Raw genomic sequence first — 26,721 nt, forward strand, 5'->3', positions numbered from 1 at the left:
GGTTATCAGGTGTAGTTGGTTCGCCAGGATTGCTTGGGTTATCAGGTGTAGTTGGTTCGCCAGGATTGCTTGGGTTATCAGGTGTAGTTGGCTCGCCAGGGTTGCTTGGGTTATCTGGGTCAGTGTTTTCTGTTGGCGTCATTACGAGAACATTGCTAAACCATACTGAGAAGCCATCATAATCGTCAGTGCTTATATCATTTTCAGGGTTACTAAAATTGATAGTCTGACCGTTTAATATTAACTTAAGCTTATTAGCATCTTTGCTGAAACGATAACCTTCTTTATATGCATTTTTCGTCAGCTTCAGATAAACGCCGTAGGTATATTCTGTGTTAGCAGCAAAGGCTGTAATAGGCATACCCCAGCTTCCTTCAAAATCGCCATATCTTTGATTCCAGTATTCAGATGATGTCCAGCCAGTGTTGTCTGAGCCATCCCATCTCTCGTGGTCAATATAATACATATCATTGTCGATTTTTCCTGTAAATACGGGAACATCTCCAACCTTAAAGCTGAGGGTTGCATTATTAATTTCTACTGTGTTAATTTCTTTATCAGCACTTGGAGCTTTAAACTCTTCTGTTTTGATATTCTTTATGGTAAGAGTTTTGCCGTCCTCTGAAACAACAGAAGTTGTACCAGTCATATCTGTGCCGTCCACATTTACTTTATATTCAGCATTTTTGTCGAATATATATCCACTTTTCGCCTTAAGCTCTATGCCATAGGTATAGCTATGGCCGACTTCAAAAGTACCATATTCGTTTTTTCCTTCACTACCGTATGGGTCACTGTAATAATTTACCTTACCATCATCACGAACCCAGAATTCATCTGTAAGCTCATATTGCTCTGAATTTGTTTTTGCACCATAGCCATGAGCGTCAGTGCCGTCTGAAAGAGGACCTCTCGGTGTGTTTCCTGGATAGATATCAAGCATTGTGTTTGTAATCTTGATATTGGTATCTACCTTATTGTCTTGAATAGCTTCGGTCGGCGTCATAGAAATAAGATTGGAAGTCCCAGCGTAATAACTGCAGTTATAATCAATATCTTCAATACTGAAATCTATATCTTTTCCGTTAATTTTAATCTTAACACTATCAGCTAAGCGATAACCTTCTTCCCATGCATCGCCTTTTATTCCAAAACCTATATCATATGTATAGTTAACACCTGTCTTGAATTTCTCAATATGCTTTTCAAAAGCCTGATTGAAGAATGGGTCTGAACATATACCTTCACCATTGACATTATCACGCCAATATTCTACAACACCATATTTACTGTCTTCGGGTTCTGTGCCTGTGAATTTAGGAGTATCACCCACATTGAATGTCAGAGTAGCATTGTTGACCTCTATCGTATCAATTACTTTGTAATTGTCAAGAGATTCAAATGTCGTTGTGTGCATATTCTTTATAGTAAGAATACTTTCATCTTCAGAAACAGTACAAATTGCATCATCTATATCTTCAAAACTCCAAGAGTCTCTAATCAGATATTTGGCAGTTTTATTGAACTTATATCCGTCTTTTGCTTTAAGCTCCATACCATAAGTGTAGCTACGACCAGATTCAAATATATCATATTCATGTTTGCCTGATGAAGAGTTTACTTTGCCGTCGTCACGAACCCAAAATTCGTTTATAATTTCATATTGTTGGTCTGAATCGAGTGTTAACTCACCATAAGCACGATGGTTGCTGTCTACTTTATTACCGGGACTTATATCTATCCCAGTCCAACCTGGTTTAAAGGCAATAGTTGTGTCTACATCAGTTTTTTGTGATTGAACTGCAAGAGTCTGCCTGTTGTCAGAAAGGGGCTCAGTTGTGGTAGCCGAAGCCGCTGTGGTAGCTGATAATAGCATACAAGACGATAACAAAACCGACAGCACTTGGTTTGTTTTTTTGATTGATGTTTTTTTCATATTTTCTCAACCTCGCTTTACTAAATAATTTATTTTAGCTTTGTTTAGTTTAGGCTTTAGTTACCATAGCTAAAATGCACCTCCATAGGCTTGAAATTTTTACACTTTTATTATACTATAAGATATTATAGTGTAGTGAATTATTTCCATAATGTCATTTTCCAATTTGGAAAATAGTTTTCATAGCTTAACATTAGGTGTATAATTTTCATATAGGGGTGTGGAGGTTACGAGATGAAATTTAACGAAAGACTTAATGATTATATAGAAAGTATAGATTGTACTGCTAAAGATTTGTGTAATGTTTCGGGTTTATCAGCTTCTACTATCAGTCGCTATCGTTCTGGTGAGCGTGTTCCTGAAATAAATAGCGAGGCTTTGGAAAGACTTTGCGCAGCTATTATTATATTAGCAGAAAAGAAAGAACTTGATATAACAAAAAAATCAGTTATAGATTCTTTTCTTGAATGTGATGATGTAAGTACAGTAGATAGAGAGCAATTAAGAAAAAATTTTAATACATTACTTTCAATAATGAATATAAATGTGTCAAAGCTTTGCAAATATATAAACTATGATTCTTCAACAATATTCAGAATAAAGAATGGTTCTCGTCAACCTGCTGAACCTGTTAAATTTGCAGAGGGAGTTGCAAATTGTATTGCAAAAGAAATTGAAGACGATTCTCAGATAAAAATACTTTCTGAACTTTTGGAATGTTCAAAAGAAGAACTTTCCGATAGTTCAAAGCGCTTTGAAAAGATAAAAGAATGGCTTATAGATGGAAAAGGCAAGAGTGATAATAACATATCAAACTTTTTAAGTAAGCTAAATGAATTTGATTTAAATGAATATATTAAGGCCATACATTTTGATGAATTAAAAGTACCAACGTTGCCGTTTCAGCTTCCGACATCAAAAAGCTATTTTGGTTTAAAGAATATGATGCAGAGTGAGCTTGATTTCCTCAAGGCGACAGTTCTTTCTAAATCTATGGAACAGGTTATAATGTATAGTGATATGCCAATGGAAAGTATGGCTAAGGACGCAGATTTTCCTAAAAAATGGATGTTTGGTATGGCTATGATGCTAAAAAAAGGCTTGCACCTAAATATGATACATAATGTTGATAGACCGTTTTCAGAAATGATGCTCGGGCTTGAAAGCTATATACCTATGTATATGACAGGTCAGATTTCACCATATTATATAAAAGGTATACAGAATAGCGTTTTTTTGCATTTCCTTAAAGTATCCGGAACAGTTGCACTATCCGGTGAGGCTATTTCTGGTTATCATAGTGATGGAAAGTATTACCTTACAAAATCTAAGGACGAGGTTGCCTATTATAATAAGAGAGCGAAAGAGTTGTTAAGTAATGCACATTCCCTTATGGATATTTATAGAGAGGATATTGTAAGTGCATTAAATGCGTTTTTATTTTCAGATGTTCACACAGAAGGAAAGAGAAGGAGTATTTTATCTTCATTACCACTGTATACTATGGAGGAAAATTATTTAAAGCAGTTTTTAGAAAAATATTATCTTTCAGAAGCAGACAAACAGAATATAATGGCTTATGCCGAACAGCAAAGACATATTACTGAACAAATTCTTGAAAATAATATCATTGAGGACGAAATTCCTTATATAACTAAAGAAGAATTTGAAAACTATCCTATGTCGCTCTTTCTTTCCGGAATGTTTTATGAAAATGATATATTGTATACATACGAAGACTATCTTGAACATTTAAAGCAAAGCCTGAAGTATGAAGAAAAACACCCAAATTATATTTTTAAGCAGACGTCTGCACATACTTTCCGCAACTTGCAGATAATAATACATCAAGGGCAGTGGGTTATGATTTCTAAGGGAAAATCTCCCGCAATTCATTTTATAATTCATCACCCAAAGCTTAGAGAGGCAATAGAGAATTTTACTCCACCAATGCAGGAAAGTTAGTTTATATATAAGAAAATCCTATCTATTGGGCAATTTATTGCTTTAATAGATAGGATTTTTAATATGACATAAATTAAAAAAATTAAGACTTATTTTAATGGTTTTTTATTTTTTGATTTATCTTTTTAGCTTCGTTTTTATAATAAAGCCAAAAGAAAAAGTAAATTACAAATGATAGTGCAATCATAATTAAAACAGAGCTTATAACTATTTTTATGTCTAAGCCAACTGGAAACCAACCAGCTATAAATGCGTTAATAAAATAAGTAATGAAGCCAATTCCAAGATGAATAAGGCACTTTATTCCTTGTGAGAGCTTTTTGTTTTCGTATATCAAAGTTGGCAATACAAATGCTATTCCGACAACCGCTGAACAGATAAGCTGTTTGAGATATTCGTTTGCAGTAAAATAAATTTTGCCTTCTGAAAATGATATTATAAGCATAACAAGGCAGTTTATAGTGCAGCCCCAAGCAATTCCTAAAAAAGTTCTTCCTAAAAATTTTTTCATAAATAAAACTCCTTTCATAAACCTAGATACTTCTTAAATTCGGGCAGATATTTTCTTGAGATATATTCGCTTTGTTTGTTTTTTAGAAAAAGTTTCATCATACCGCTGAATGATGGTTCAACAAAATCAATTTGTTTAAGATTTATTACTGCACTTTTTGAGATTTGTATAAAATCTTTGCCAAGTAATGATAAAAGCTCATAAAGCCTTTTCTTAGAGCAGTACTTATGGTTTTCACAATAAATAATGGTTTCTGAATTTTCAATACGAATCATATAAATTTCTGTGGGTTGAATAATAACGATTTTTTCATCGTCATTTGCGGTAATAAGTTCTGATTTAGTATCAAGCAATGAAACTGCCTGTTGAACTTCTGATGTAATTTCATTTGTGTATATAACTGCGTAAGGTTTATTTGTGTCGGTTATTTCAATCCGAACCTTCAATTTAAAGACCTCCTTTCTGATGATATGATAATTATATATAAATGCAGTTTTGTTGTCAGCAAAATTACGCTAAGAGGTATATATCTGCTGCTGAAATTCAAATATCGAGAACTGAAAGAGTTAATAGATTTTTAGCTTTATATAAAAATCCGCCTCTGATATAAATACCAAAGGCGGATTAAAATTTTAAGCGATAGTATTTAATTTTTCTTTGATAACAGTGATTGCCTCTTGGATGCCTTCGTCGCTCATGGAAAATTCCTGACTATGCAAAATTTCGCTTTTTTCCTTGCAAAACTTTCCAGTCCAAATTTCTAAAAGTAGAGTGCGTTCTTTTTCGTCATTATCCTTTGGAGAAAGACAGTAGCGAAAATTTCCTTCGCTTTCAGAAAATGGATTATCGCACTGAAACCATAGTAAGAGCGGCATATCGTCGCATATCATATCTGAATCGCTCCTTAGGTGAAGTAAACAAGCTCTTCATCAGGTTTTTTGCCCGGTTCAACTGCAAGAATATATAACACAGGACCAACGCCTTGATAAGCTGAATTATTCTCAACCTTAATCTTAGCTTTAACCTTATACCAACCTTTATTTTTTAGTTTGAGGTCAGTATTTGAATTGCAGACAAAACCAATATAGTTTATATCCTCAGCACAACAGGTCATACAGAAGCGCCCTGCGATAAAGGTATTTTTAGGAAGTTTAGGGGATTTTGCAACAATGCCCGTATAGCTGATAACCTTACCGTCATATTTATCAGGCTCGTCCATAGCGTCAAGATAAAGTATGCCAAAATCTTCGTCCTTAATCTCAACAATAGGTGCCTTAAGGTCAAATGGCAATTCGTCTTTGATGTCATCTGGCTCGATAGAACCATCTTTATATTCAAAAACAATACTTGCCCGGCGATTCAATGCACGAACTGCATTATGGAATTTAGCCTTATCAACGCCAGGCTCGCAACGATTTATTGCAATCATTTCTGCGGCGGAGAATTTATCTATCATAAGCTGACGCATATTAGCATTATAAATATCAAATGTTGTAGCATCAAGCATCATCATTGTCTGATAGATTTGCCAGTTTTTAGGAAGTGCTTCGGCAAGCTGTTGAATAAGCCACATACCGTTATATTCGATAAGAACTCTTTCAGCTCTGCACTTTTTGCGAAGTTCCTCAAGGTGCTTTGCATTAAGCTCAGATTCGTCCTCTATAACTGCTATTGTAACATTTCCACCATGGAATTTAGATGTATCAAATTCCTCGATACCCTCTTCACAAACAACAATAAGTGTTCTGTCGCCATCGTGAAAGCGTTTGTCAGACATAGATTCCTGAATGAACTGAGTTTTTCCGCCCTCAAGAAATCCCAAAAACAGGTAAACAGGTATAGTCATTTAATCAAATCCTTTCGGAAAAATCTCTTAGCAATCGAAAAGCTCAGCAAGAGCGGCCTCATTAAGCTTAGAACCGATAACGCAAAGTCTGCCTGTATAGTCAGCAGAACCGTTTCTTACATTTGATTCCTCAGGAACGAAATCGAAGTGAATCCATTCGCCGTTTTCGCCTGCAACAATGCCCTTTGCACGAAGTATGAAACCATACTTTTCAGTATCATTCAAAGCAGAGAGAATCTTTTCAATTTCTTCCTTTGTAAAGTGCTTTGCGGTTTCCTTGCCCCAACTTGTGAATACTTCATCAGCATGGTGATGATGGTGATGTCCGTCATGGTCGTGGTGGCAATGGTCGTGGTCATGCTCATCGTGGTCGTGGTGGCAATGTTCGTGGTCATGCTCATCGTGGTCGTGGTGGCAATGCTCGTGTTCATGTTCGTCGTGGTCATGGTCGCAATGTTCACCGTCATGGTGATGATGTCCGCAGGTTGGGCAAACTTCAGCTTCTTTGAGGAGGTCCTCTGTAAAGGAGTTGTCACCCTCGATTGCTGTAAGAATGTTTTCACCGGAAATTTCGCTCCATGGAGTTGTAACAATTCTTGCTTTGCTATTATGCTCACGGATAAGAGCGAGAGCGGCATCAAGTTTTTCTTGTGAAAGATTCTGAGTTCTACTGAGAACGATAGTGCTTGCATATTCGATTTGATTAAGATAGAACTCACCGAAATTCTTAATATACATTTTGCACTTTGTAGCGTCTGCAACTGTAACGAAGCCGTTAAGGCAAACCTTATCTGTTACAACAGCCTGAACAGCCTTAATAACATCTGAAAGCTTACCAACGCCTGATGGCTCAATGATGATTCTGTCAGGAGCATAATCCTCAAGAACCTTGCCGAGAGCCTTTTCAAAGTCACCTACAAGAGAACAGCAGATACAGCCGGAATTCATTTCGTTAATCTGAACACCAGCCTCCTTGAGGAAACCGCCGTCAATGCCGATTTCGCCGAACTCATTCTCAATTAAAACGAGCTTTTCGCCCTTAAAGGCTTCTTCGATAAGCTTTTTGATAAGTGTAGTTTTGCCTGCACCGAGAAAGCCGGAAAAAATATCAATTTTAGTCATAAAGAATCCCTTCTTCTAAGAAATTTGCATATTATAGTTTGTGTGCTATAAAATTTGCCTAATCTTTATTATATACCTTTTTTGCGATAATAGCAAGCATTCGCAAAAACACAATTTTAAGCATCAGAGAAAATATAAAAACTTTGCCAAAAGATTTCCTTTACAAAATATATTTGAGGGTGTATAGTATTAGTTACAGAGTAAGATTGTGTGCGTTAAGTGTCATACGAACGGGGAGTTGTCGTATGAACGAAAAGAATTTCTTGCGGTACGCAGTCTGCATCCCGCTGTTTGATAATGTAAAGAAGTAATCTTCTTATTTCATTACAGCGATTCTGTAAAAATAAGGAGGTTTTTTTATGTCCAAAAACAAATTGAATGAAACAAAAAGTCGTAAAGTCAATGTTAAGCTATCAACGCAAACAATGGCAGTATTTGCAATTCTTATTGCTGCTCAGTTTGTAATTTCACAATTTCTTACATTTCAGGTGTGGAATATTAAAATAGGCTTTTCGTTTGTTCCGGTAGTTATTGCCGCAAGACTTTATGGTGCGGTAGGTGCTGCAGAAGTAGCAGGACTTGGTGATATTATAGGAGTGATATTTCGTCCTGTTGGAATATGGTTTCCGCCTATTACGATTTCAGCTATGCTGGTAGGTGCTGTATTTGGATTGCTTCTTAAAAAGAGTGATAGCTTTATCAGAATTTTAATTTCGGTACTTATATCAGAATTTGTTTTTAGCTTGTTTATTACGCCATTATGGTTGACAATACTTTATAAAGGCAATGAAACAGATTTCTTTGCGTTCTATTTTTCTACCCTTGTTTCACGCCTGTTTGTTCAGATAATACCAATGACCATAGTGAAGCTTGTTGTTATTACGGCAATGCTTAAAGCTATGGATAAGATAAAGTTTGTAAGGCGTATGACAGAAGTTAATACATAAAATTTTCTATATTTGCTGATATTTTCAACTCCCAATAATAAAGGACATCATACGCATTCTACAAGAGTGTGTTTGATGTCCTTTTTAATTAAAGCTGAAAGGATTGAAATAATATAGTGGAATTTAAAACAAATTTTATGCGTTCCAAACTACTTTGGCTTCACTGCGAAAATCCCAGCTATTTTCCCATTTTTCGGCTGGTTCACTTTTATCTTGAATATATATAGTTTGCGTATCTATTAAGAAACCAAATGCATCATCGTTAATTTGGTCAACACTATTTGGAATAGTTATACTTGTTAGCTTTTTGCAGCAATTAAATCCCGGAGATTTAATGATTTTTGCAGTATTCGGAATAATATAATCACCAGTTTTCCCCATAGGACAACAGATAAGTTCGGTTTTATTTTTATTAAATAATACACCGTCACTTGATGTATAGTATTTATTATCTGGAGAAATGTTAATTTCTTCCAAACTATCACAGCCATAAAATGTATCATCATAAATTTTTACATTCTTGCTTGGAATTGTTATATTTTTTAAAAGGCCACATTTAAAAAATGCAAATTCTCCAATGCTGTTAATGTTATCAGAGATTTTTATATCCTTTAATTTCTCACAGAAAGCAAAAGCATAACTTTTAATATTTGAAACTGTTTTTGGAATTTCTATATTGCTTAAATTACAGCCATAAAAAGAATAATCTTCAATATATTTAACACTGTCTGGAATAGTATAATTGCCTGTTTTGCCGGCAGGGCAACAAATAATACTTGTCTTGTTTATATCAAATAACATACCATTTTCGGATAAATAGTCTTTGTTATTTGGATTAACATTTATTTCTTTTAAGCTTTTGCAGTTGTAGAACGCACCATTTTCAATATTTTCAACATTATCTGAAATATTTATATTTTTTAAGGATAGGCAATTGGCAAAAGTTGATTCTTTAATGCTTGTAACACTATCAGGAATATTTATACTTTTTAATTTAGAACAAGTCTCAAATGTAGATGTTTGTATTTTTGATATACCATCTGGAAGATTTATATTTACTAATTCTGTACAATTATAAAACGCCAAACCATTGATTTCAGTAATACTATCTGGAATACTTATGCTATGTAAATTTTTACAATCAGAGAATGCACCTGTTCCAATACTTGTAACACCATATTCAATTTTGACTTTTTTAATTTTATCCTTATATGAATACCAAGCTAATTTATTTAGAGATATACAATCTTCCATTTCTCCGCTTCCAGAAATTAAAAGCGTACCATTATTATCTAATGACCAACTTATATTATCATTATTTTTACCACATTCACCGTTTGCAATTAATTTTGATAAATCAATAGATATATCATCTTTTTGATAACTTATAGGTTCTGAAGAGGACTTGCTTTCATCTATGCTTAATGTGCTATTAGACGAATTGGTTTCAATGGAATCAGTAGGTTTTGATAAGGTTTCTTCAGAATTTTTACAAGCTGTCATATAACTTATTGCTAATGTCGATGTTAATATAAGCATTATAATCTTAATTGATTTTTTCATAATATACTCCATTTCAAATATTAGAATAATATAAACCTATTATATATTATTCTTTAATAAGAGTCTATAGATATATTGGATTATTTTATAAACACTTTAATATATAAAATATTGACAAAGTCACTGCTAAATTTTATTATAATGTAAAGTCTAATTAAAGCTGAAAGGATTGAAATAGTATGTCAGAATTTAAGACAAATGTTATGCGTATTCTTGATAAAGCAAAGATTACATATAAAGCACATACATATGACCATAGTGATGGAGCTATTGATGGTGCGGCTGTTGCCAAGAAGATGGGACAAAATCCGGAACAGGTTTTCAAAACATTGGTTACAAAGGGTGCAGGCAGAGATTATTATGTTTTTGTAGTTCCTGTATTAAAAGAACTTGATTTAAAAAAGGCAGCAAAATCTGTCGGGGAAAAGCATGTTGAAATGATTCATGTTAAGGATATAAATAAGGTTACTGGATATATCAGAGGGGGCTGTTCGCCTATCGGAATGAAAAAGCAGTTTACAACAGTTTTTGATAAATCTTCTGAAAATATAGAAACAATAATCGTAAGTGCAGGAAAAATAGGTTATCAAATAGAACTTGCACCAAAGGATTTAATTGAGCTTATTGATGCAAAAACTGCTGAAATTACAGCGGATTAAGCAGAGGTGAAAACAATGCCTTATTCAATAGAAATAGACTTGCACGGTCATACTGTTGAGAGTGCAAGAAGTCTTATAACTTCTACACTAAAAACCTTGCCGAAAGATGTAAGAGAGGTTTCTGTGATACATGGTTATCGTGGCGGAACAGCTCTGAGAAATATGGTGAGTAAATATTCTAACACCAAGATAGAACGAAAGATATTAGGTCTTAATCAGGGCGTTACTATTTTTGTAATTAAGAGGTAAAAATAATAATATCGGATATTCTGTTAAGTTATCAGAATATCCGATATTATTTTTCTGAAAAGATAATTTTAAATGTGAATTTAATAGGAATTAAAATTTACGCAGATTTGAGTGAATCTCTTTTGCTTAGATTTTATCCCAAAAACCTTCGAGTGTTGCGAAATAATCATCTGGAGTTTCTGCACGACGAATTTGAAGTACAGAACCGTCCTCACGGAGAAGAAGTTCAGCGGATTTAAGTTTACCGTTATAGTTATAACCCATAGCAAAACCGTGTGCACCTGTATCGTGAATGACAAGCAAGTCGCCTATATCAATCTTAGGTAAGGCTCTGTCTATTGCAAATTTATCGTTATTTTCGCAAAGTGAACCTGTAATATCATAAACATGGTCACAAGGGTCATTTTCTTTGCCGAGAACCGTTATATGATGATATGCACCGTACATTGCAGGACGCATAAGGTTTACAGCACAAGCGTCAACACCAATATATTCTTTATGTGTATGCTTTTCATGGATTGCTCTTGTTACAAGATGTCCGTATGGTGCAAGCATAAAGCGACCAAGCTCTGTATAGATAGCTACATCGTCCATTCCGGCAGGAACAAGAACTTCCTCATATGCCTTACGAACACCCTCTCCGATAGCATAAATATCGTTAGGCTCTTTATCCGGTGTGTAAGGAATTCCAACGCCGCCCGAAAGGTTAATAAATCCGATATGAACGCCTGTTTCTTTAGCAAGCTCAACAGCAGTTGTGAAAAGGATTTTTGCGAGCATCGGATAATATTCGTTTGTAACAGTATTACTTGCAAGGAATGCATGAATGCCAAATTCCTTAGCGCCAAGTTCTTTAAGAGTCTTAAAAGCCTCTGTCATCTGTGGTCTTGTAAGACCGTATTTTGCGTCGCCGGGATTGTCCATAATAGTATTAGCAATAGAGAACTTTCCGCCCGGATTATATCGGCAAGAAATTCTTTCAGGAATTTTTCCGCAAGCCTGTTTAACAAAGTCGATATGAGTAATATCGTCAAGATTTATGGTTGCACCTATTTCATTTGCATATCTGAACTCACTTGTTGGAGTATCATTAGAGCTGAACATAATATTTGAGCCTTCAAAGCCACAGCGTTTGCTCATAAGAAGTTCAGTATAGGAAGAACAGTCAGTACCGCAACCCTCTTCCTTCAAGATTTTAAGAATTGTAGGATTAGGAGTAGCTTTTACAGCAAAAAATTCCTTAAAGCCCTTGTTCCAAGAGAAAGCGTCATAAAGCCTTCTTGCATTTTCTCTGATGCCTTTTTCGTCATATATATGGAAAGGAGTAGGATATTTTTTTGCAATTTCCTCAGCCTGTTCCTTTGTGATAAAAGGTACCTTTTTCATTATAAATCCCTCCATTTATTTCATTTTTTTCGACTTTACCGAAAAAATAAGAAATTTCAACAAATATAATATATACCATTTTTACACTACTTGTCAAGTTAAGCGGTCTAAATATATATGAAAAGCATGTGTATACTAAATTTCAAATAATTTGTTTAAACATAAATTTCCCGTTTATTATGTATGTAAAAATTTGTTAGTTTATGTTATACTTAAACAATATGTAATTTTAAAGTTAAAATAGGTGATAATAATGAGAAAACTTAAAATTTTTATTAGATATAAAGAGTTTCTGTATTATCAATACACTTGTAAGAAAATATATTCAAGTTATTATTGTACTAATTATGGGTAGTATGTTATTTGTATATAAATTTATAATTAAGTATAATAAAGCCAAGTGATTTAAATGCATTTTATTTATGCGGAGAGTTTTGGCTAAATTTGTAAAAATCATTATAATGCAAATTGTAAAGAAACGAGTTGTTGTCATTGTTTAAATTGAGAAGATTTTTAAAAAACTATAAGCTGCCATTAATATTTGGCCCGCTTTGTAAACTAATTGAGGCAATATTTGAGCTTATAGTGCCGTTAGTTATGGCAGATATTATTGATACAGGCATTAAAAATCAGGATTACGCTTATGTATGGCAAAGAGGCGGACTGATGATTTTGCTTGGCGCATTAGGCTTGAGTTTTGCATTAGTTTGCCAGAAGAGTGCCTCGATAGTTTCACAGGGCTTTGGAACACAGGTCAGAAATGCTATGTTTAAGCATATAAATAAGCTTTCGCACCAAGAGCTTGATAAAATCGGTACGCCATCGCTTATCACAAGAATGACAAACGATATAAATCAACTTCAAGCGGCGGTTGCTATGCTTATAAGACTTGTCATAAGAGCACCATTCCTTATTATCGGTGCATTGATTATGGCTATGACAATAGATTTGAGACTTTCTATAATCTTCCTTATAGCCTCACCGATTTTAGCACTTGTGCTTTATATTGTTATGAGTCGTTCAGTTCCGTTCTTTAAGCAGATTCAGTCAAAGCTTGATAAACTCTCGCTTATCACTCGTGAAAATCTTTCAGGTAATAGAGTTATAAGAGCATTTTCTAAGCAAGAGAGCGAAAAGAAGCGCTTTAACGAAAAAAGCGATGATTTAGCTAAAACCGCAATTACAGTCGGCAGGCTTTCCGCTTTACTTAATCCGTTAACAACGGTACTTATTAATATTGCGATAGTTGCGATAGTATGGTTTGGAGGTGGCTTTGTTGATAAGGGCGAGCTTAGTCAAGGCGAGATTATAGCTTTAGTAAACTATATGACTCAGATTTTGCTTGCAATGATAGTTGTTGCAAACCTTGTTGTTGTCTTCACAAAGGCATTTGCTTCTGCACATCGTGTAAATGAAGTTTTTGAAACAGAACCAAGTGTTGTTGAGGGTACAAAAACAGAATCTGATAATAAGAGCAATAATGAAATTGAATTTAACGATGTGAGCTTTGCCTACGGTAAAGGAAAATATGCCCTCGAAAATATTAGTTTTAAAGTTGAAAAAGGCGAAACTATCGGTATTATCGGCGGTACGGGTTCAGGTAAATCTACACTTATTAACCTTATTCCAAGATTTTATGACCCGCAAAAGGGTGATGTAATAATAGACGGAATGTCCGCTAAAGAATACACATTCTCTGCGCTTCGTTCAAAAATAGGTGTTGCACCACAGCAGGCAATACTTTTCAGCGGAACAATCAGAAGTAATCTCCTTTGGGGTAATAAAGATGCTACAGATGAGGATATAGAATGGGCTTTGAAGGTTTCACAATCCTATGAATTTGTTTCAAAACTTTCTGACGGAATAGAACACGAGGTTCTTGCAGGCGGTAAGAATTTCTCAGGTGGTCAGAAGCAGAGATTGACTATTGCAAGAGCAATAATCTCAAGACCTGAAATTCTCATACTTGATGATAGTGCAAGCGCTTTGGATTTTGCGACAGATGCCGCATTAAGAAAAGCTCTTGCCACAGAAACAAACGGTATGACGACAATAATCGTTTCTCAGCGTGTAGGAACCGTAAGATATTCTGATAAGATACTCGTTCTTGATGACGGAAAGCTTGTTGGAATAGGAAAGCACGATGAACTTATCAAGAATTGCGAAGTTTATAAGGAAATCTGCTTGTCACAGCTTAGTGCTGAGGAGGTGAAGTGAGAGTTATGAAGAAATCAAATGCAAAAAAGGGAACTATAAAACGCATTCTTTCATATATAAAGCCCTATAAAAAACAAATTATCGGTGCAATGCTTACTGCAATCCTTTATGTAGTGCTTAACCTCACAACACCGGTTCTTATCGGACAGGCTATTGATAAGGCTGTTGGCAAGGGTAATGTTGATTTTCAGGCTATGCTGAATATTATCGGTTTAATAATGCTTACAGTTATTGGCTCGGCATTTTTCCAATGGCTTATGTCACTTTTCACAAATACAGTAAGTTATATGACTGTAAGAGATATGAGGCGTGATATTTTCGCAAAATTCAACGATGTTCCTCTTAAATATATTGACGGACATCCACACGGAGATTTAATCAGCCGAGTTATAAACGATATTGATGCCGTAGGTGATGGCTTGCTTCAAGGTGTTACGCAGCTTTTTTCGGGCGTTGTAATGATAATTGGAACACTTGTGTTTATGCTTTCGATTGATTTCAGAATTGCAATAGTTGTTGTAGTTATCAGCCCGCTTTCAATATTTGTGGCAACTATGATTACTCGACTTTCACACAAAATGTTCATTGAGCAATCCAAAACACAGGGTGAAGTCAGCTCATATGTTGAAGAAATTGTCGGTAATCAAAAGATGGTAAAAACCTTTGGTTATGAGGAACGTTCTATCGAAGGTTTTGAAGAAATTAACGAAAGACTTCGTGTTTGCGGTCAGAAATCTCAGTTCTATTCATCACTTGCTAACCCAAGCACAAGATTTGTCAACGGTATAGTAACCGCCGCTGTAACGATTGTAGGCTCAATAAATGCAATTAACGGAATTATTTCCGTAGGACAAATTTCATGCTTCTTGACTTATGCAAACCAGTACACAAAGCCGTTTAATGAAGTTACAGGTGTTATTCCTCAGCTTCAATCAGCACTCGCAGGTGCGTCAAGAGTTTTTGAGGTACTTGATGAGGATAACCAGACACCTGATTCCGCAAATTCAGTAGAAATGAGCCGTTGCAAGGGTGCTATTGATATTGAGAATGTTTGCTTCTCTTATTCACCAGAAAGAAAGCTCATTGAGGACTTTAACCTTAAAGTTAAACCTGGTCAGAGGATTGCAATAGTTGGTCCGACAGGTTGCGGAAAGACTACCCTTATAAATCTTCTTATGCGTTTCTATGAAATAAATAGTGGTAAGATTTTAATTGATGGTGTTGATACTCAAAATATCACAAGGAATAGTTTGCGTGGGCTTTATGGAATGGTATTGCAAGAAAGCTGGCTTTACAATGCGACAATAGCTGAAAATATCGCATACGGCAAGCCTGATGCAACCTCTGCTGAAATTCGAGAGGCTGCAAAGAAATCCTATATTGATGGTTATATCAGGCGTTTGCCAGATGGCTATGATACAATTATCACCGAAGACGGTATGAACCTTTCGCAAGGGCAACGACAGCTTATGTGTATCGCAAGAGTTATGCTCTGCGACCCACCTATGCTTATTCTTGATGAGGCTACAAGTAGCATTGATACAAGAACGGAAATTCGAGTACAGCAAGCGTTTAATGCAATGATGAAAGGCAGAACAAGCTTTATTGTTGCACATAGACTTTCAACTATCAAGGAGGCTGATATTATTTTGGTTATGAAAGACGGCCATATTATCGAGCAAGGTAATCACGAAGAATTGCTTGCTAAAGGTGGATTTTATAATACTCTTTATAATAGCCAGTTTGCAAGGAGTGAAGGTGCGTGAACTCACAAGACACATAATTAATAGACATTCTTAATAGACCTATGTTTATGTGAGTAACTACCAATTAGCTGATAAATTTCCCCTAAGACACTTAGAAGTTTCGCTCAAGCCTTTTTAAAGGCTTGTAGGTCAAGGGCAACGCCCTTGTCGCTCTCCGCAGAGAGCGAAATACTTTATGCTCCACAAAGCGCAGGAGGGTAGAAAAACATTCCAGTGGAATGTTTTTCGTAGGGAACCCTCGCAGGGGGTTCCCTGTGGATACCTCTACAAATTTATCTGCCGAAGGGGTAAACAAAGTTTGCCCCTACATATAACTCGTTAGCTTATTGCTAACGATAGAAAAAGCGTCGGATAAAATTCGCCGCTCAGGGGCAAAGAATGTTAAGGGGCTAACCCACGAGGGACTCTGTCCCTCGACTCTGTGAGCCTTTAAAAGGGCTCAAGCGAAACTTTTGAGTTTCTTGAGGAAGTTTGATAATTTAAGCGTGAGTAAGAAAATTACCATATACTAAAGTTAGGAGGTTCTCTATGAAAAAGATGTCACTTTTCAGCCTTTCGTGGCCAATCTTTATTGAAACTTTACTTTTTATGATGCTTGGTTTTATAGATGTATTTGCACTAAGCCAGTACGATGACCTTGCGTCTGCGTCTGTCGGAACGGCGAATCAAGTTGCAGGTATATGTAATCTGTTGTTTTCTGTTACTGCTACCGCAAGTGCTGTAATAATTGCACAAAACCTTGGTGCGAAAAATAGAGAGAAAGCCTCGCAGACTGCGGCACTTTCTATTTTCTTTAATTTTTCTATTGGAATAATTGTAAGTGTAGTGTTGGTAATTTTTAACCGTCCTATGCTTTCTGCACTTGGAGCAGAGGGGAAGGTGCTTGATTTCGGCAGTGAATATCTGACTATTGTTGGTTGCTTTATGTTTGGTCAGGCTATAATTAATTCAATAAATGTTGTTTTCAGAAGTCATGGCTATACACGAATCCCGATGTACATAACTGTTGTTATGAATATAATAAATACTGTTCTCGACCTTACATTCGTTCTTGGTTGGTTTGGTATGCCTGTTCTTGGTGTAACAGGTGTTGCATTAGCTACAACCTTTAGCCGAATTGTCGGAGGCACTATTCTTGTTATAATCTTCTTTAAGAAGGTTGAAAAGCCATCTGTTTTCAAAAAGCTTTTCCCGTTCCCATTCAAAGATTTTTGGCAGATGCTTAAAATCGGCATACCAGCCGCCTTTGAATCTATAAACTATAATATAGCACAGCTTGTGGTAACATCTATCGCACTTAGATTTATGACTGATAATGAATATATAACAAGGTCATATATTCAGAATATAACATCAACTTTCTATATTTTCTCTCAATCAATCGGACAAGGTTCCCAGATACTTACAAGCCATCGAGTTGGTGCAGGAAAGTATGACGAGGCGTATCATGGCGTATGGCGAGGGCTTTTAGCAGGCTACGGGCTAACGGCGGTTATGTGTACTCTTGGAGTTATATTCCGAAGTCAGCTTATAGGTATATTTACTGATAATCCGGAGGTTATAGCAATTGGAGGCACTCTCATAATCATAAATGTAGTTCTTGAAGTAGGACGATGCACAAACCTTATTGTAATAAATAGTTTGCGTGGTGCAGGAGATGTATATTTCCCGACAGCCGCAGCAATTTTCTCAATGTGGGTTCTCTCGACCTTTGGTTCATACCTTTTCGTTGTAGTATTTGGTTGGGGCATTTATGGAATGTGGATAGCTCTTGCAGCAGATGAATGCTTCCGAGGAATACTTATGGTTTGCCGTTGGAAGGGTGGCAAATGGCGTCAGAAATCCCTTGTTAAAAACCAACAAAATTAGAATATGTTCCCCTGTTCAATCATATAGATATTGTAGATATGATTGAACGGGGGTTATTTTTATGATAACAGCATTAACGATTAAGCACGAACAGCCTAATAGCTTAAAAGAGAGGTTTCGTGCATTATTTTCCCCGTATGAAATAAATGTAAAAAAAATAAACGATGCCTATCTTGGTTTGGAAATGATTCATATTACATATGTTCAGAAAAGTGGCAGAATAAGATTCGGAAAAATCAAGAGGTCGGTTAATGCTGATTTTCACGAAACAGTATGTTCAAGTAGCTTGAGTTTGCCGAGAAAGCTTGGTTTTAAGCGTTTTGATAATCCTATGTATATCCGCAGACTGTGTATAAATGCGGCAGAAGGCTATATTAAGAGCCTTAATTGTGACCCTAATGAATTGAGAATCTCACTCTTTGACCCAAGCGGTAGATTTAGCTTTGCCGCAGAAAGATTCATAAAGTATACGAATTCACTTCAAGTTGCAACAAGTGCAGTAAGATTTTATGAGGCCGAAAATGAACGCTTTATGCGAGAGTATGGAGCGACTATTTTCGTGCATAGTAATTTCTATGATGTAATACCTTGCGATATTCTTGTTGCGCCGCAGACTATTACAATGCCGATTTCCTGTGGCAGTACAATGACAATTTTTACAGGTAGCAGGCCTAAAGTACCTGTATGCGGAATAGTACACGATAATTTTAGCATAAGACTTCCCGTGTGCCTTGAGGATATAAAGCCAAAGGAGCTTTCAGATACATATTTTCTCAGCGCCTTGTATACTCTTGGCAAAATGAAATGGCTTGAACGGATTCCGACTAATGGAGGAAGAACAATTTCATCTAAGAATAATCAGACTCTAACTAAAGCAAGCTGTGATTCCATAGATAAAGTCGAAGAAACTGCTGATAAGTGAATAAATTTCTCTAAGACACTTATAAGTTTCGTTTGAGTCTTTTCAAAGGCTCGTAGATCAAGAGCAACGCTCTTGTCTCTCTCCGCAGAGAACGAAATACTTTATACTTTTCTAAGCACAGGAGGGTAGAAAAACATTCCGAGGGAATATTTTTCGTAGAGAACTATCGTAAGGGAACCTGAAAGATAAAGCTTGTTTAAAGCTTAGAATTGGTAGTTTTTAACGCTATTATGAATAAACAGTTTATCCCATATTTTCTTATAAAATCTCCTAACAAAAAACGGCGAACAGTTTAAACTGTTCGCCGTTCGACTTTATGCTATAAAATTAACTTTAGTGTGGGATTTGACTGATGAGAACACCGGCAGCAACTGCTGAACCGATAACGCCTGCAACATTTGGTCCCATAGCGTGCATAAGAAGGAAGTTTGCAGGATTTTCTTCCTGACCAACCTTCTGTGAAATTCTTGCTGCCATAGGAACAGCAGAAACACCGGCAGAACCGATAAGTGGGTTAACCTTGCCGTGTGTAACAGCGCACATAATCTTACCAAAGAGAACGCCACAAGCAGTACCCATGCAGAATGCGATAAGACCAAGGAGGATAATTCCAAGTGTGCTTACGCTGAGGAATACTTGACCTGTTGCTGTTGCGCCAACTGTAACACCGAGGAAGATTGTAACAATGTTCATAAGCTCGTTTTGAGCCGTATTGCTGATTCTTGAAACAACGCCACTCTCTTTAAAGAGGTTACCAAGCATAAGCATACCAACGAGAGGAGCTGCATCTGGAAGAAGAAGTGCGATGATAACTACAACGATGATAGGGAAGAGAATCTTTTCAATCTTAGAAACAGGACGGAGCTGTTGCATAACGACTGAACGCTCTTTCTTTGTTGTAAGAAGCTTCATAATAGGCGGCTGAATAATAGGAACAAGAGCCATATATGAATATGCGGCAACGGCTATCGGACCTAAGAGATTCGGGGCAAGTTTTGATGTAACGAAGATAGCTGTTGGGCCGTCTGCACCACCGATAATAGCAATAGAGCCAGCTTCATTTGCCTGGAAGCCAAGAAGTATTGCGCCGATAAATGTAATAAAAATACCGACCTGAGCAGCCGCACCAAGAAAGAAACTCTTAGGGTTAGCAATGAGAGGACCAAAGTCTGTCATTGCACCAATGCCAAGGAAGATAAGCGGAGGGAAGATACCAAGGTGAACGCCTTGATAGAGATAATAGAACAAACCGCCGTTTTGACCGACATTATAATAGGTTGTTCCATCAAGAACTGTGGTTGTATACGAAGCAGGGTCAAGATTTCGTGCTAAGACCTGCGCTTCGGTGAGCATTTCATTTGTTGGGTTTGCCATAATACCGGGGAAAACATTAACAAGTAACATACCGAATGCTATAGGTAAGAGCAAAAGTGGCTCATACTGCTTTTTAATAGCAAGATATAAAAGAATGAAAGATATGCACATCATAACATAGTTTTCCCAGGATAGAGTTGCTAAGCCTGAGCTTGTGAAAATACTGCAAATAGATTCCCATAGGGAGTTTAAGATTTCCATTTAATTATCAATCCTTTCTCAAATTTATCGAATTACACTCTAACCGACAATATGTCAGAAAGGCTTGGTATTCTCAAAAAGACCTGCATTTCTCCAGGAAGAACCTGAGTTAGAACGACTGCGTCTTACAGACTTAATCTTTACAGGCTTGTCGTACATAGCGTCAACAGCCGCTGCAATAACTGCAATAACTTCACCTGGAATAGCTCCATTATCAGTTGTTGTCTGAATTGTACTTGCCTGAGGTTCTGCTTTAACAGGTTCAGGTTTCTTTTCAGCAGCTTTTTTAGCGTCTTTTCGTTTTTGATTTCCGTTTTGGGCAGCTTGAACTATTGCACTGTAAATCTTGATAATAAATATCAAGAGAACGAGAACAAAGAAAACTATAACGACGCCCGCTAACAGAAGATTCAAGGCCATTTCCATTTACTTACTACCCCTTTTCAATAAAAATATGGTGAAAAATAAATTTTAATTAAAGAAGTGAAACGACAATGTCGCCCATTTCGCTTGTGGAAACTTTCTTAGTGCCTTCTGTGTAAATATCAGGAGTTCTTGCTGTCTTGAGAGCCTCAGAAACAGCCTTTTCAATAGCTTCAGCAGCTTTAGGCTCATCAAGCGAATAGCGGAGCATCATAGCAACAGAAAGTATTGTTGCAAGTGGGTTAGCTATACCCTGACCAGCAATGTCAGGAGCAGAACCGTGGATAGGCTCATAAAGACCACTTTTTCCACTGCTAAGGCTTGCAGAAGCGAGCATACCGATAGAGCCACTAATCATAGAAGCCTCATCAGAGAGAATGTCGCCGAAGATATTTGATGTAACAATAACATCAAATTGCTTTGGATTTCTTACAAGCTGCATAGCACAGTTATCAACATACATATGAGAAAGCTCAACCTCAGGATATTCCTTAGAAAGACGAATTATAGTTTCTCTCCAAAGTCTTGAGGAATCGAGAACATTAGCCTTATCAACGCTTGTGAGTTTTTTATTACGCTTCATAGCCATATCAAAAGCAACTCTGCCTATTCTTTCAATCTCGGTTACAGAATACTTTTCTGTATCATAAGCTGCAGGAATGCCGTCTTCCTCAAATTTACCCCTCTTACCGAAGTAGATACCACCGGTAAGCTCACGAACAATCATAATATCCATAGAGTCGCCGATAATTTCAGCCTTGAGTGGAGAAGCATTTTTAAGTGGCTCAAAAATAACCGCAGGTCTGAGGTTAGCAAAAAGACCTAATGCGCCACGAATACCGAGTAAGCCGGCCTCTGGACGATTGTTGCCCGGTTGATTGTCCCACTTAGGACCACCAACTGCACCGAGGAGAACAGAGTCAGCAGCTTTACATTTAGCAACAGTTTCCTCAGGGAGAGGTACACCAGTTGCATCAATAGCACAGCCACCCAGAAGAGCTTCGTTATATTCTACTTCAAAGCCAAATTTTTCTGCTGTCTTATCAAGGACTTTAATAGCCTCATTTACGATTTCAGGGCCGATTCCATCGCCTTTAAGAACAGCAATTTTATACTTATTCATATTAACCCTCCAAATGCGAAAAATTCCGCAAAGTATCAAAATTAAACCAATCTAATTATAGATAAAAATTACGCAATAGTCAAGCAAAAAACCCGTATTATAAACAGAAGATTCTTACTGTTTATATAATATTTCCATAGTGGAAGAAACAACATCTCTATGAACGTCATCAATGCTTCTCGCCGCATTGATAATGCTTATATTTTCGCTGTTTTGAAGCAAATCAAACACCTCAAAAAATCTTTTACGGATTTTATTGAGCGTATCGACATTTTCAAAAATTTCCCTGCTTTGACGAGAACCCATTCTTTTGTCGCACTGTTCTGTCTGAACATCAAGAAAGATACATAAATCAGGTTTTATAATTTCCGGACAATTTAAGTTCATATCCATAACCCATTTAAGATCAGCATCTATTCCTTGATAAGCGAAAGACGAATAATAATATCTGTCACAGATTACCGTTACACCGGAATCAAGCATATGCTTAATTCCATTTGCAGAGGTATTGTGGAAAATTCTGTCAGTCAGAAAGAGTGCTGCAAGTTCGTATGCCGTACGTTTTTGATACCCTGCAAGTGTATCGCGAATAAGACCGCCTGTCGCAGATTGAGTAGGTTCAGCCGTTTCATAAATACTAATTCCCTTTTCATTGAGAAACTTTGAAATCAGAGAGATTTGTGTACCCTTGCCTGAACCGTCAAGTCCTTCAAATACAATAAATTTTCCGCGAGTATTATTTGGCATCATTATTTTCCTCCGAACTTTCTATATTTTCGGAGTTTTGCTTATCTTCTTTAGATACCTTTTTTGCTGACTGAAATAAAATTGAACCGCAGGAAAACGCAGGAATAGAGCAAGCACAAGCTATACAGCCAAATGTGACAGACCTATTTGAGTTGTTTAATGCATCGCAGATAATTGCACAAATCAGAGCGGTTACGGCGAAAATAGTAAAAACCAAAGTCATAGTTAAATATGTTGATTGACGCATAATAAAAACCTCTTTTCTATAAAATGATAAAGCTATCCTTGCTGTGTGAAAATATTTAATTTTTGCTATAAATTGCTGTGGGCGAACCGTATAAGCCAGTTCGCCCGTGGATAATTATTTTGCTTTATTACATTGATTCAGGAGCAGTTATCTTGAACATAGTAAGAACATTTTCTATAACAGTTTTAGTTGCTACGCAAAGTGCAAGTCTTGCCTGCATAAGGGATTCGTCTTCACCCTTAACTCTGCAAGCATTATAGAACTTGTGGAAAAGTGTAGCTGTTTCATAAACATAGTGAGTGACTCTTGCAGGGTCATAAGTCTTTGCAGAAGTTATGATTTCTCCAGTAAGAGAAGCAAGCTTGTTTATAAGCTCAATTTCCTCAGGAGCAGTAAGAAGAGCAAGTTCTTCATCAGTGCAGTCTCTTTGTGTGATACCGCTCTCAGCAAGGCCCTTTACGATATTGCAGATTCTTGCGTGTGCATACTGAACATAGTAAACAGGGTTCTGTGATGATTGCTCGATTGCGAGGTCGAGGTCAAAGTCAAAGTGGCTGTTTGGTTCTCTGAGATTAAAGAAGAAACGAGCCGCATCAATCGGAACTTCCTCAAGGAGAGTTACGAGAGTAATAGCCTTACCACTTCTCTTAGATGCCTTGACGATTTCGCCGTTTCTTACAAGACGAACCATTTGCATAAGAACAGCGTCAAGCCTTGAAGCATCGACCCCAAGAGCGGTAAGGGCAGCTTTTAATCTTGGTACATAACCATGGTGGTCAGCACCGAGAACATCAATAGCCTTATCAAAGCCACGAGTTACAAGCTTGTCATAGTGGTAAGCAATATCAGGTACAACATAGGTTGGAATACCATTTGAGCGAACGAGAACGAAATCCTTGTCAGCACCAAATTCAGTGGCCTTGAACCAGATAGCACCGTCCTGCTCATAAGTATGTCCCTTTTCCTTGAGAAGTTTAACAATGTTTTTAACAGCACCACTCTGATGCAAAGTGCTTTCTCTGAACCATCTGTCATACTTGATACGATATTTAAGGAGGTCGTTTTCAAGACCTTGAATATTTTTCGGAAGTGCGAAATCTACAAGAGCCTTTCTGCGTTCCGAACTTTCAGCATTAACATACTTGTCGCCGTTTATTTCAGCAAAGTTCTTTGCATGGTCGATAATATCCTGTCCGTGGTAAGCGTCTTCAGGAAGTTCTATGCCGTCTTTATAGAGTTGAAGGTAACGGATTTCGAGAGAGGTAGCAAATTTTTCAATCTGGTTTCCTGCATCATTAACATAGAATTCTCTTGAAACATCATAGCCTGCTGCGGAAAGAACGCTTGCAAGTGAATCTCCCAAAGCACCGCCACGAGCGTTACCTATGTGCATAGGGCCGGTTGGGTTTGCGGAAACAAATTCTACAAGTATACGCTTGCCCTGACCGAAATCACTCTTGCCGTAATCAGCACCCTTTTCCTCAATTTCTCTGATAACTGATGTATAGAATTGCTTGCCATAAAAGAAATTGATAAATCCGGGACCGGCTATTTCAAAACGGTCGAGATTAGTGCCTTCAAGCTCGATGTATTTTGTGATTGCCTCAGCTATTGCACGAGGAGCTTTTTTAAATGCACGAGCTGAAACCATAGCTACATTTGAAGCTAAATCGCCGTTAGTTCTGTCGGCTGGAGTTTCGATTGTAAAGTTTGGAGTAGGAGTAAGAGGAAGCTCGCCTGCGGACATAGCTCGTCCCATAGCATCAATAATAGCATTCCTCAATAGGCTGACAGTATTTCCTGCTGTATCAGACATAATTTATAACATTCCTTTCGGTTTATTAAATTTCTTTTACGGTAAGGTTGAGAGTATTTTTACTTAATTCATTTCCATCAACGATTAAGCTATATTGAAGTTCAAGCTCTCCACCATCGTCGTTAAGACCATTTGCAATTTTAAATGCAGAAACTTCAAGCAATATATTACCAAATGGAGTTGGATAATTGCAAGAATGAGTTTTTCCGATTTCAAGAATCATACCCTCGCTCTTACCTTTTATAATAGTAACAACTCCGTCCGGTTTAATTTTTATAGTTGTACGAAGCTTATTTTTAGATTCCTCATCTATCTGAATATAAGAGATATAGCGAATATCATTGATTTTAACATAAGATGCATTTATCTCAAAATCCATATCAAAGGCTTCGCTTTCAACAACCTGTGTTGTTTTAATCTTTAAATTATAATTATTCTCCATAATGCTTCACTTCCTGCATTATTTTATCCCAATTTAAATTTTTTCGCAACATCTTCTATGTCAATGTGGCTTACCTGTCCGGAAATATCTCTGCCGAGGAAAATTCCTGCGAGAGTGGAGAAACCTTCTGTTGTGTCGCTGACATAAAATTCACATTCACCCTTAATATTATCCTCAGAAAGTGAGTTGTTTTCCTTTAATAATGAAGCCGCATATATAGCAGTTTCTCTGCCGGAGTCTATGAGTCTTACATTAGGCAAAGCCTTAGATATTGCCTCAGCTATTATAGGATAGTGCGTACAACCGAGAATAAGAGTATCAATACCTGCCTCTCTTAGAGAAGAAAGGTATCTTTCAACTACAAGAGTTACCACTTGGTCATCAGCCGATATAAAGCCGTTTTCAACAAGCGGTACAAAAAGTGGACAATCCTGTTCATATACCTCTATATTAGGATTGATTTTTTTAATTTCTCTTTTATAAGAGCCGGTTTTTATAGTTGCCGTTGTACCAATAACGCCAATTTTACCATTTTTAGTTGCACGAACAGCCGCAGCGGCAGTAGGAGCAACAACGCCTGTAAATGGTACAGAAAGATTATCGCCGATTTCAGGCGCAACAGAGCTTGCTGTGCCACAAGCGGCGATGATTAGCTTAACATTTTTAGTAAGCAAAAATGTAGCGTCCTGCATAGAATATTTTTTGATGGTTTCTCGGCTTCTGTTACCATAAGGAACACGACCTGTATCGCCAAAATAAACTATATTTTCGTTTGGTAATACAGACAGAAGCTCTCTTACAGCAGTAAGACCGCCAAGACCTGAATCGAAAACACCGATTGCCTGTTTATTCATTTATATTTTCCCATCTTTCATAAAATCGGAATATTTCTTTAAAATAAGTTTAGCTTAAAAATTTGCTAAAAGTGTAGGGGCGAACCGTGTTCGCCTGCTCGATAGCTACTTCCTTTGCATAAGCACAAGTCAATTTAGAATATCTAGCAATTATGCAACTTACGAATGGAGGCACTTCATCAGGGCCCCCTGCGAGGGTTCCCTACGAAAAACATTCCATTGGAATGTTTTTCTACCCTCCTGTGCTTTAGAAAGCATAAAGAATTTCGCCGTCTGCGGACGTCGACAAGGGCATTGCCCTTGTCCTACAAGCCTTTGAAAAGCCTTGAGCGAAACTTTTAATATTTGAAACTTAGACGCGAATAACAAGTGTTAATTTTACAAAAAAAGTGGAACGCGTCTTGACGGCGGAGGCACTCCGCCTTGAGTAAAACTTTTAATTTTTGAAACTTAGACGCGAATAACAAGTGTTAATTTTACAAAAAAGTGGAACGCGTCTTGACGGCGGAGGCACTCCGCCTTGAGCGAAACTTTTA

23 protein-coding genes, 1 pseudogene and 1 riboswitch are annotated in these 26,721 nt (G+C 36.9%); of the genes and pseudogenes, 8 read left to right on the forward strand and 16 right to left on the reverse strand.

Annotation, left to right across the window (positions count from 1 at the left end; all coding sequences use genetic code 11):
- A pseudogene (locus ACLU24_RS12635) lies at positions 1-1,936 on the reverse strand (hypothetical protein); the annotation flags it as partial.
- Positions 1,937-2,170: 234 nt separating this feature from the next.
- Between ACLU24_RS12635 and ACLU24_RS12640 the strand changes: the two are divergent.
- Positions 2,171-3,901 carry a helix-turn-helix domain-containing protein gene (locus ACLU24_RS12640; protein ID WP_412613007.1) on the forward strand — a complete coding sequence of 577 codons (1,731 nt, stop codon included), beginning with the start codon at positions 2,171-2,173 and terminating at the stop codon, positions 3,899-3,901.
- A gap of 94 nt (positions 3,902-3,995) precedes the next feature.
- Here ACLU24_RS12640 and ACLU24_RS12645 read toward each other — a convergent pair whose 3' ends face one another.
- From ACLU24_RS12645 to ACLU24_RS12665, 5 genes are all read right to left on the reverse strand, one after another.
- Positions 3,996-4,412 (reverse strand): DUF3021 domain-containing protein, encoded by a 417-nt coding sequence (locus tag ACLU24_RS12645; protein WP_412613008.1) that lies wholly within the window; start codon positions 4,410-4,412, stop codon positions 3,996-3,998.
- 14 nt (positions 4,413-4,426) lie between these two features.
- Positions 4,427-4,858 carry a LytTR family DNA-binding domain-containing protein gene (locus tag ACLU24_RS12650; RefSeq protein WP_412613009.1) on the reverse strand — a complete coding sequence of 144 codons (432 nt, stop codon included), beginning with the start codon at positions 4,856-4,858 and terminating at the stop codon, positions 4,427-4,429.
- Positions 4,859-5,044: 186 nt separating this feature from the next.
- Complete coding sequence (locus tag ACLU24_RS12655) at positions 5,045-5,302, reverse strand: p24 family protein (protein WP_412228570.1); 258 nt, start codon at positions 5,300-5,302, stop codon at positions 5,045-5,047.
- 14 nt (positions 5,303-5,316) lie between these two features.
- Positions 5,317-6,258, reverse strand: coding sequence for a TIGR03943 family putative permease subunit (locus ACLU24_RS12660; RefSeq protein ID WP_412613010.1), 942 nt, complete (start codon positions 6,256-6,258; stop codon positions 5,317-5,319).
- Between the two features lie 27 nt (positions 6,259-6,285).
- Positions 6,286-7,380, reverse strand: a complete 1,095-nt coding sequence (locus ACLU24_RS12665) for a CobW family GTP-binding protein (RefSeq protein WP_412613011.1) — start codon at positions 7,378-7,380, stop codon at positions 6,286-6,288.
- 194 nt (positions 7,381-7,574) lie between these two features.
- Positions 7,575-7,672, forward strand: a riboswitch (THF riboswitch).
- 67 nt (positions 7,673-7,739) lie between these two features.
- Here ACLU24_RS12665 and ACLU24_RS12670 point away from each other — a divergent pair.
- Positions 7,740-8,327 (forward strand): folate family ECF transporter S component, encoded by a 588-nt coding sequence (locus ACLU24_RS12670; RefSeq protein ID WP_412613012.1) that lies wholly within the window; start codon positions 7,740-7,742, stop codon positions 8,325-8,327.
- 135 nt (positions 8,328-8,462) lie between these two features.
- Here ACLU24_RS12670 and ACLU24_RS12675 read toward each other — a convergent pair whose 3' ends face one another.
- The gene (locus ACLU24_RS12675) at positions 8,463-9,890 is read right to left on the reverse strand and encodes a leucine-rich repeat domain-containing protein (RefSeq protein ID WP_412613013.1); all 1,428 of its coding nucleotides are present in this window, start codon (positions 9,888-9,890) and stop codon (positions 8,463-8,465) included.
- A 179-nt stretch (positions 9,891-10,069) separates the two neighbouring features.
- Between ACLU24_RS12675 and ybaK the strand changes: the two genes are divergently transcribed.
- Positions 10,070-10,549, forward strand: coding sequence for a Cys-tRNA(Pro) deacylase (gene ybaK / locus ACLU24_RS12680; protein ID WP_412613014.1), 480 nt, complete (start codon positions 10,070-10,072; stop codon positions 10,547-10,549).
- A 15-nt stretch (positions 10,550-10,564) separates the two neighbouring features.
- Positions 10,565-10,798 carry a Smr/MutS family protein gene (locus ACLU24_RS12685; protein WP_412613015.1) on the forward strand — a complete coding sequence of 78 codons (234 nt, stop codon included), beginning with the start codon at positions 10,565-10,567 and terminating at the stop codon, positions 10,796-10,798.
- A gap of 126 nt (positions 10,799-10,924) precedes the next feature.
- On the opposite strand, the gene ACLU24_RS12690 is transcribed toward ACLU24_RS12685, so the two are convergent.
- Positions 10,925-12,184, reverse strand: coding sequence for a diaminopimelate decarboxylase (locus tag ACLU24_RS12690; protein WP_412613016.1), 1,260 nt, complete (start codon positions 12,182-12,184; stop codon positions 10,925-10,927).
- Positions 12,185-12,676: 492 nt separating this feature from the next.
- On the opposite strand from ACLU24_RS12690, the gene ACLU24_RS12695 reads away from it, so the two are divergent.
- From ACLU24_RS12695 to ACLU24_RS12710, 4 genes are all read left to right on the forward strand, one after another.
- The gene (locus tag ACLU24_RS12695; protein ID WP_412613017.1) at positions 12,677-14,401 is read left to right on the forward strand and encodes an ABC transporter ATP-binding protein; all 1,725 of its coding nucleotides are present in this window, start codon (positions 12,677-12,679) and stop codon (positions 14,399-14,401) included.
- 5 nt (positions 14,402-14,406) lie between these two features.
- Entirely contained in the window at positions 14,407-16,167 is a 1,761-nt protein-coding gene (locus tag ACLU24_RS12700) for an ABC transporter ATP-binding protein (protein ID WP_412613018.1), read from the forward strand.
- Between the two features lie 528 nt (positions 16,168-16,695).
- A complete protein-coding gene (locus ACLU24_RS12705) occupies positions 16,696-18,036 on the forward strand; it encodes an MATE family efflux transporter (RefSeq protein ID WP_412613019.1) in 1,341 nt (446 codons plus the stop codon).
- A gap of 61 nt (positions 18,037-18,097) precedes the next feature.
- Positions 18,098-18,958, forward strand: a complete 861-nt coding sequence (locus ACLU24_RS12710; protein ID WP_412613021.1) for a hypothetical protein — start codon at positions 18,098-18,100, stop codon at positions 18,956-18,958.
- Between the two features lie 333 nt (positions 18,959-19,291).
- On the opposite strand, the gene ACLU24_RS12715 is transcribed toward ACLU24_RS12710, so the two are convergent.
- The 8 genes from ACLU24_RS12715 to murI all read right to left on the reverse strand — a co-directional run bounded on the left by ACLU24_RS12715 (position 19,292) and on the right by murI (position 26,185).
- Positions 19,292-20,533, reverse strand: a complete 1,242-nt coding sequence (locus tag ACLU24_RS12715; RefSeq protein WP_412613023.1) for a sodium ion-translocating decarboxylase subunit beta — start codon at positions 20,531-20,533, stop codon at positions 19,292-19,294.
- 54 nt (positions 20,534-20,587) lie between these two features.
- The gene (locus ACLU24_RS12720; protein WP_412613025.1) at positions 20,588-20,959 is read right to left on the reverse strand and encodes an OadG family transporter subunit; all 372 of its coding nucleotides are present in this window, start codon (positions 20,957-20,959) and stop codon (positions 20,588-20,590) included.
- 49 nt (positions 20,960-21,008) lie between these two features.
- The gene (leuB, locus tag ACLU24_RS12725; RefSeq protein WP_412613026.1) at positions 21,009-22,079 is read right to left on the reverse strand and encodes a 3-isopropylmalate dehydrogenase; all 1,071 of its coding nucleotides are present in this window, start codon (positions 22,077-22,079) and stop codon (positions 21,009-21,011) included.
- 114 nt (positions 22,080-22,193) lie between these two features.
- Positions 22,194-22,829 carry a dTMP kinase gene (gene tmk / locus ACLU24_RS12730; protein ID WP_412613028.1) on the reverse strand — a complete coding sequence of 212 codons (636 nt, stop codon included), beginning with the start codon at positions 22,827-22,829 and terminating at the stop codon, positions 22,194-22,196.
- A complete protein-coding gene (locus ACLU24_RS12735) occupies positions 22,816-23,073 on the reverse strand; it encodes a hypothetical protein (RefSeq protein ID WP_412613030.1) in 258 nt (85 codons plus the stop codon). The genes tmk and ACLU24_RS12735 overlap by 14 nt, the downstream gene beginning before the upstream one ends.
- 127 nt (positions 23,074-23,200) lie before the next feature.
- Positions 23,201-24,889 (reverse strand): arginine--tRNA ligase, encoded by a 1,689-nt coding sequence (argS, locus tag ACLU24_RS12740; RefSeq protein WP_412613031.1) that lies wholly within the window; start codon positions 24,887-24,889, stop codon positions 23,201-23,203.
- A gap of 25 nt (positions 24,890-24,914) precedes the next feature.
- Positions 24,915-25,331: a YwiB family protein gene (locus ACLU24_RS12745; protein ID WP_412613032.1), complete on the reverse strand. Its 417-nt coding sequence runs from the start codon at positions 25,329-25,331 to the stop codon at positions 24,915-24,917.
- A gap of 23 nt (positions 25,332-25,354) precedes the next feature.
- Complete coding sequence (gene murI, locus ACLU24_RS12750; RefSeq protein ID WP_412613033.1) at positions 25,355-26,185, reverse strand: glutamate racemase; 831 nt, start codon at positions 26,183-26,185, stop codon at positions 25,355-25,357.
- Between the last annotated feature and the right edge of the window lie 536 nt (positions 26,186-26,721).

It is taken from the genome of Pseudoruminococcus sp., from assembly GCF_047012705.1.
In the GTDB taxonomy this organism is placed as follows: Bacteria; Bacillota; Clostridia; order Oscillospirales; family Acutalibacteraceae; genus Pseudoruminococcus.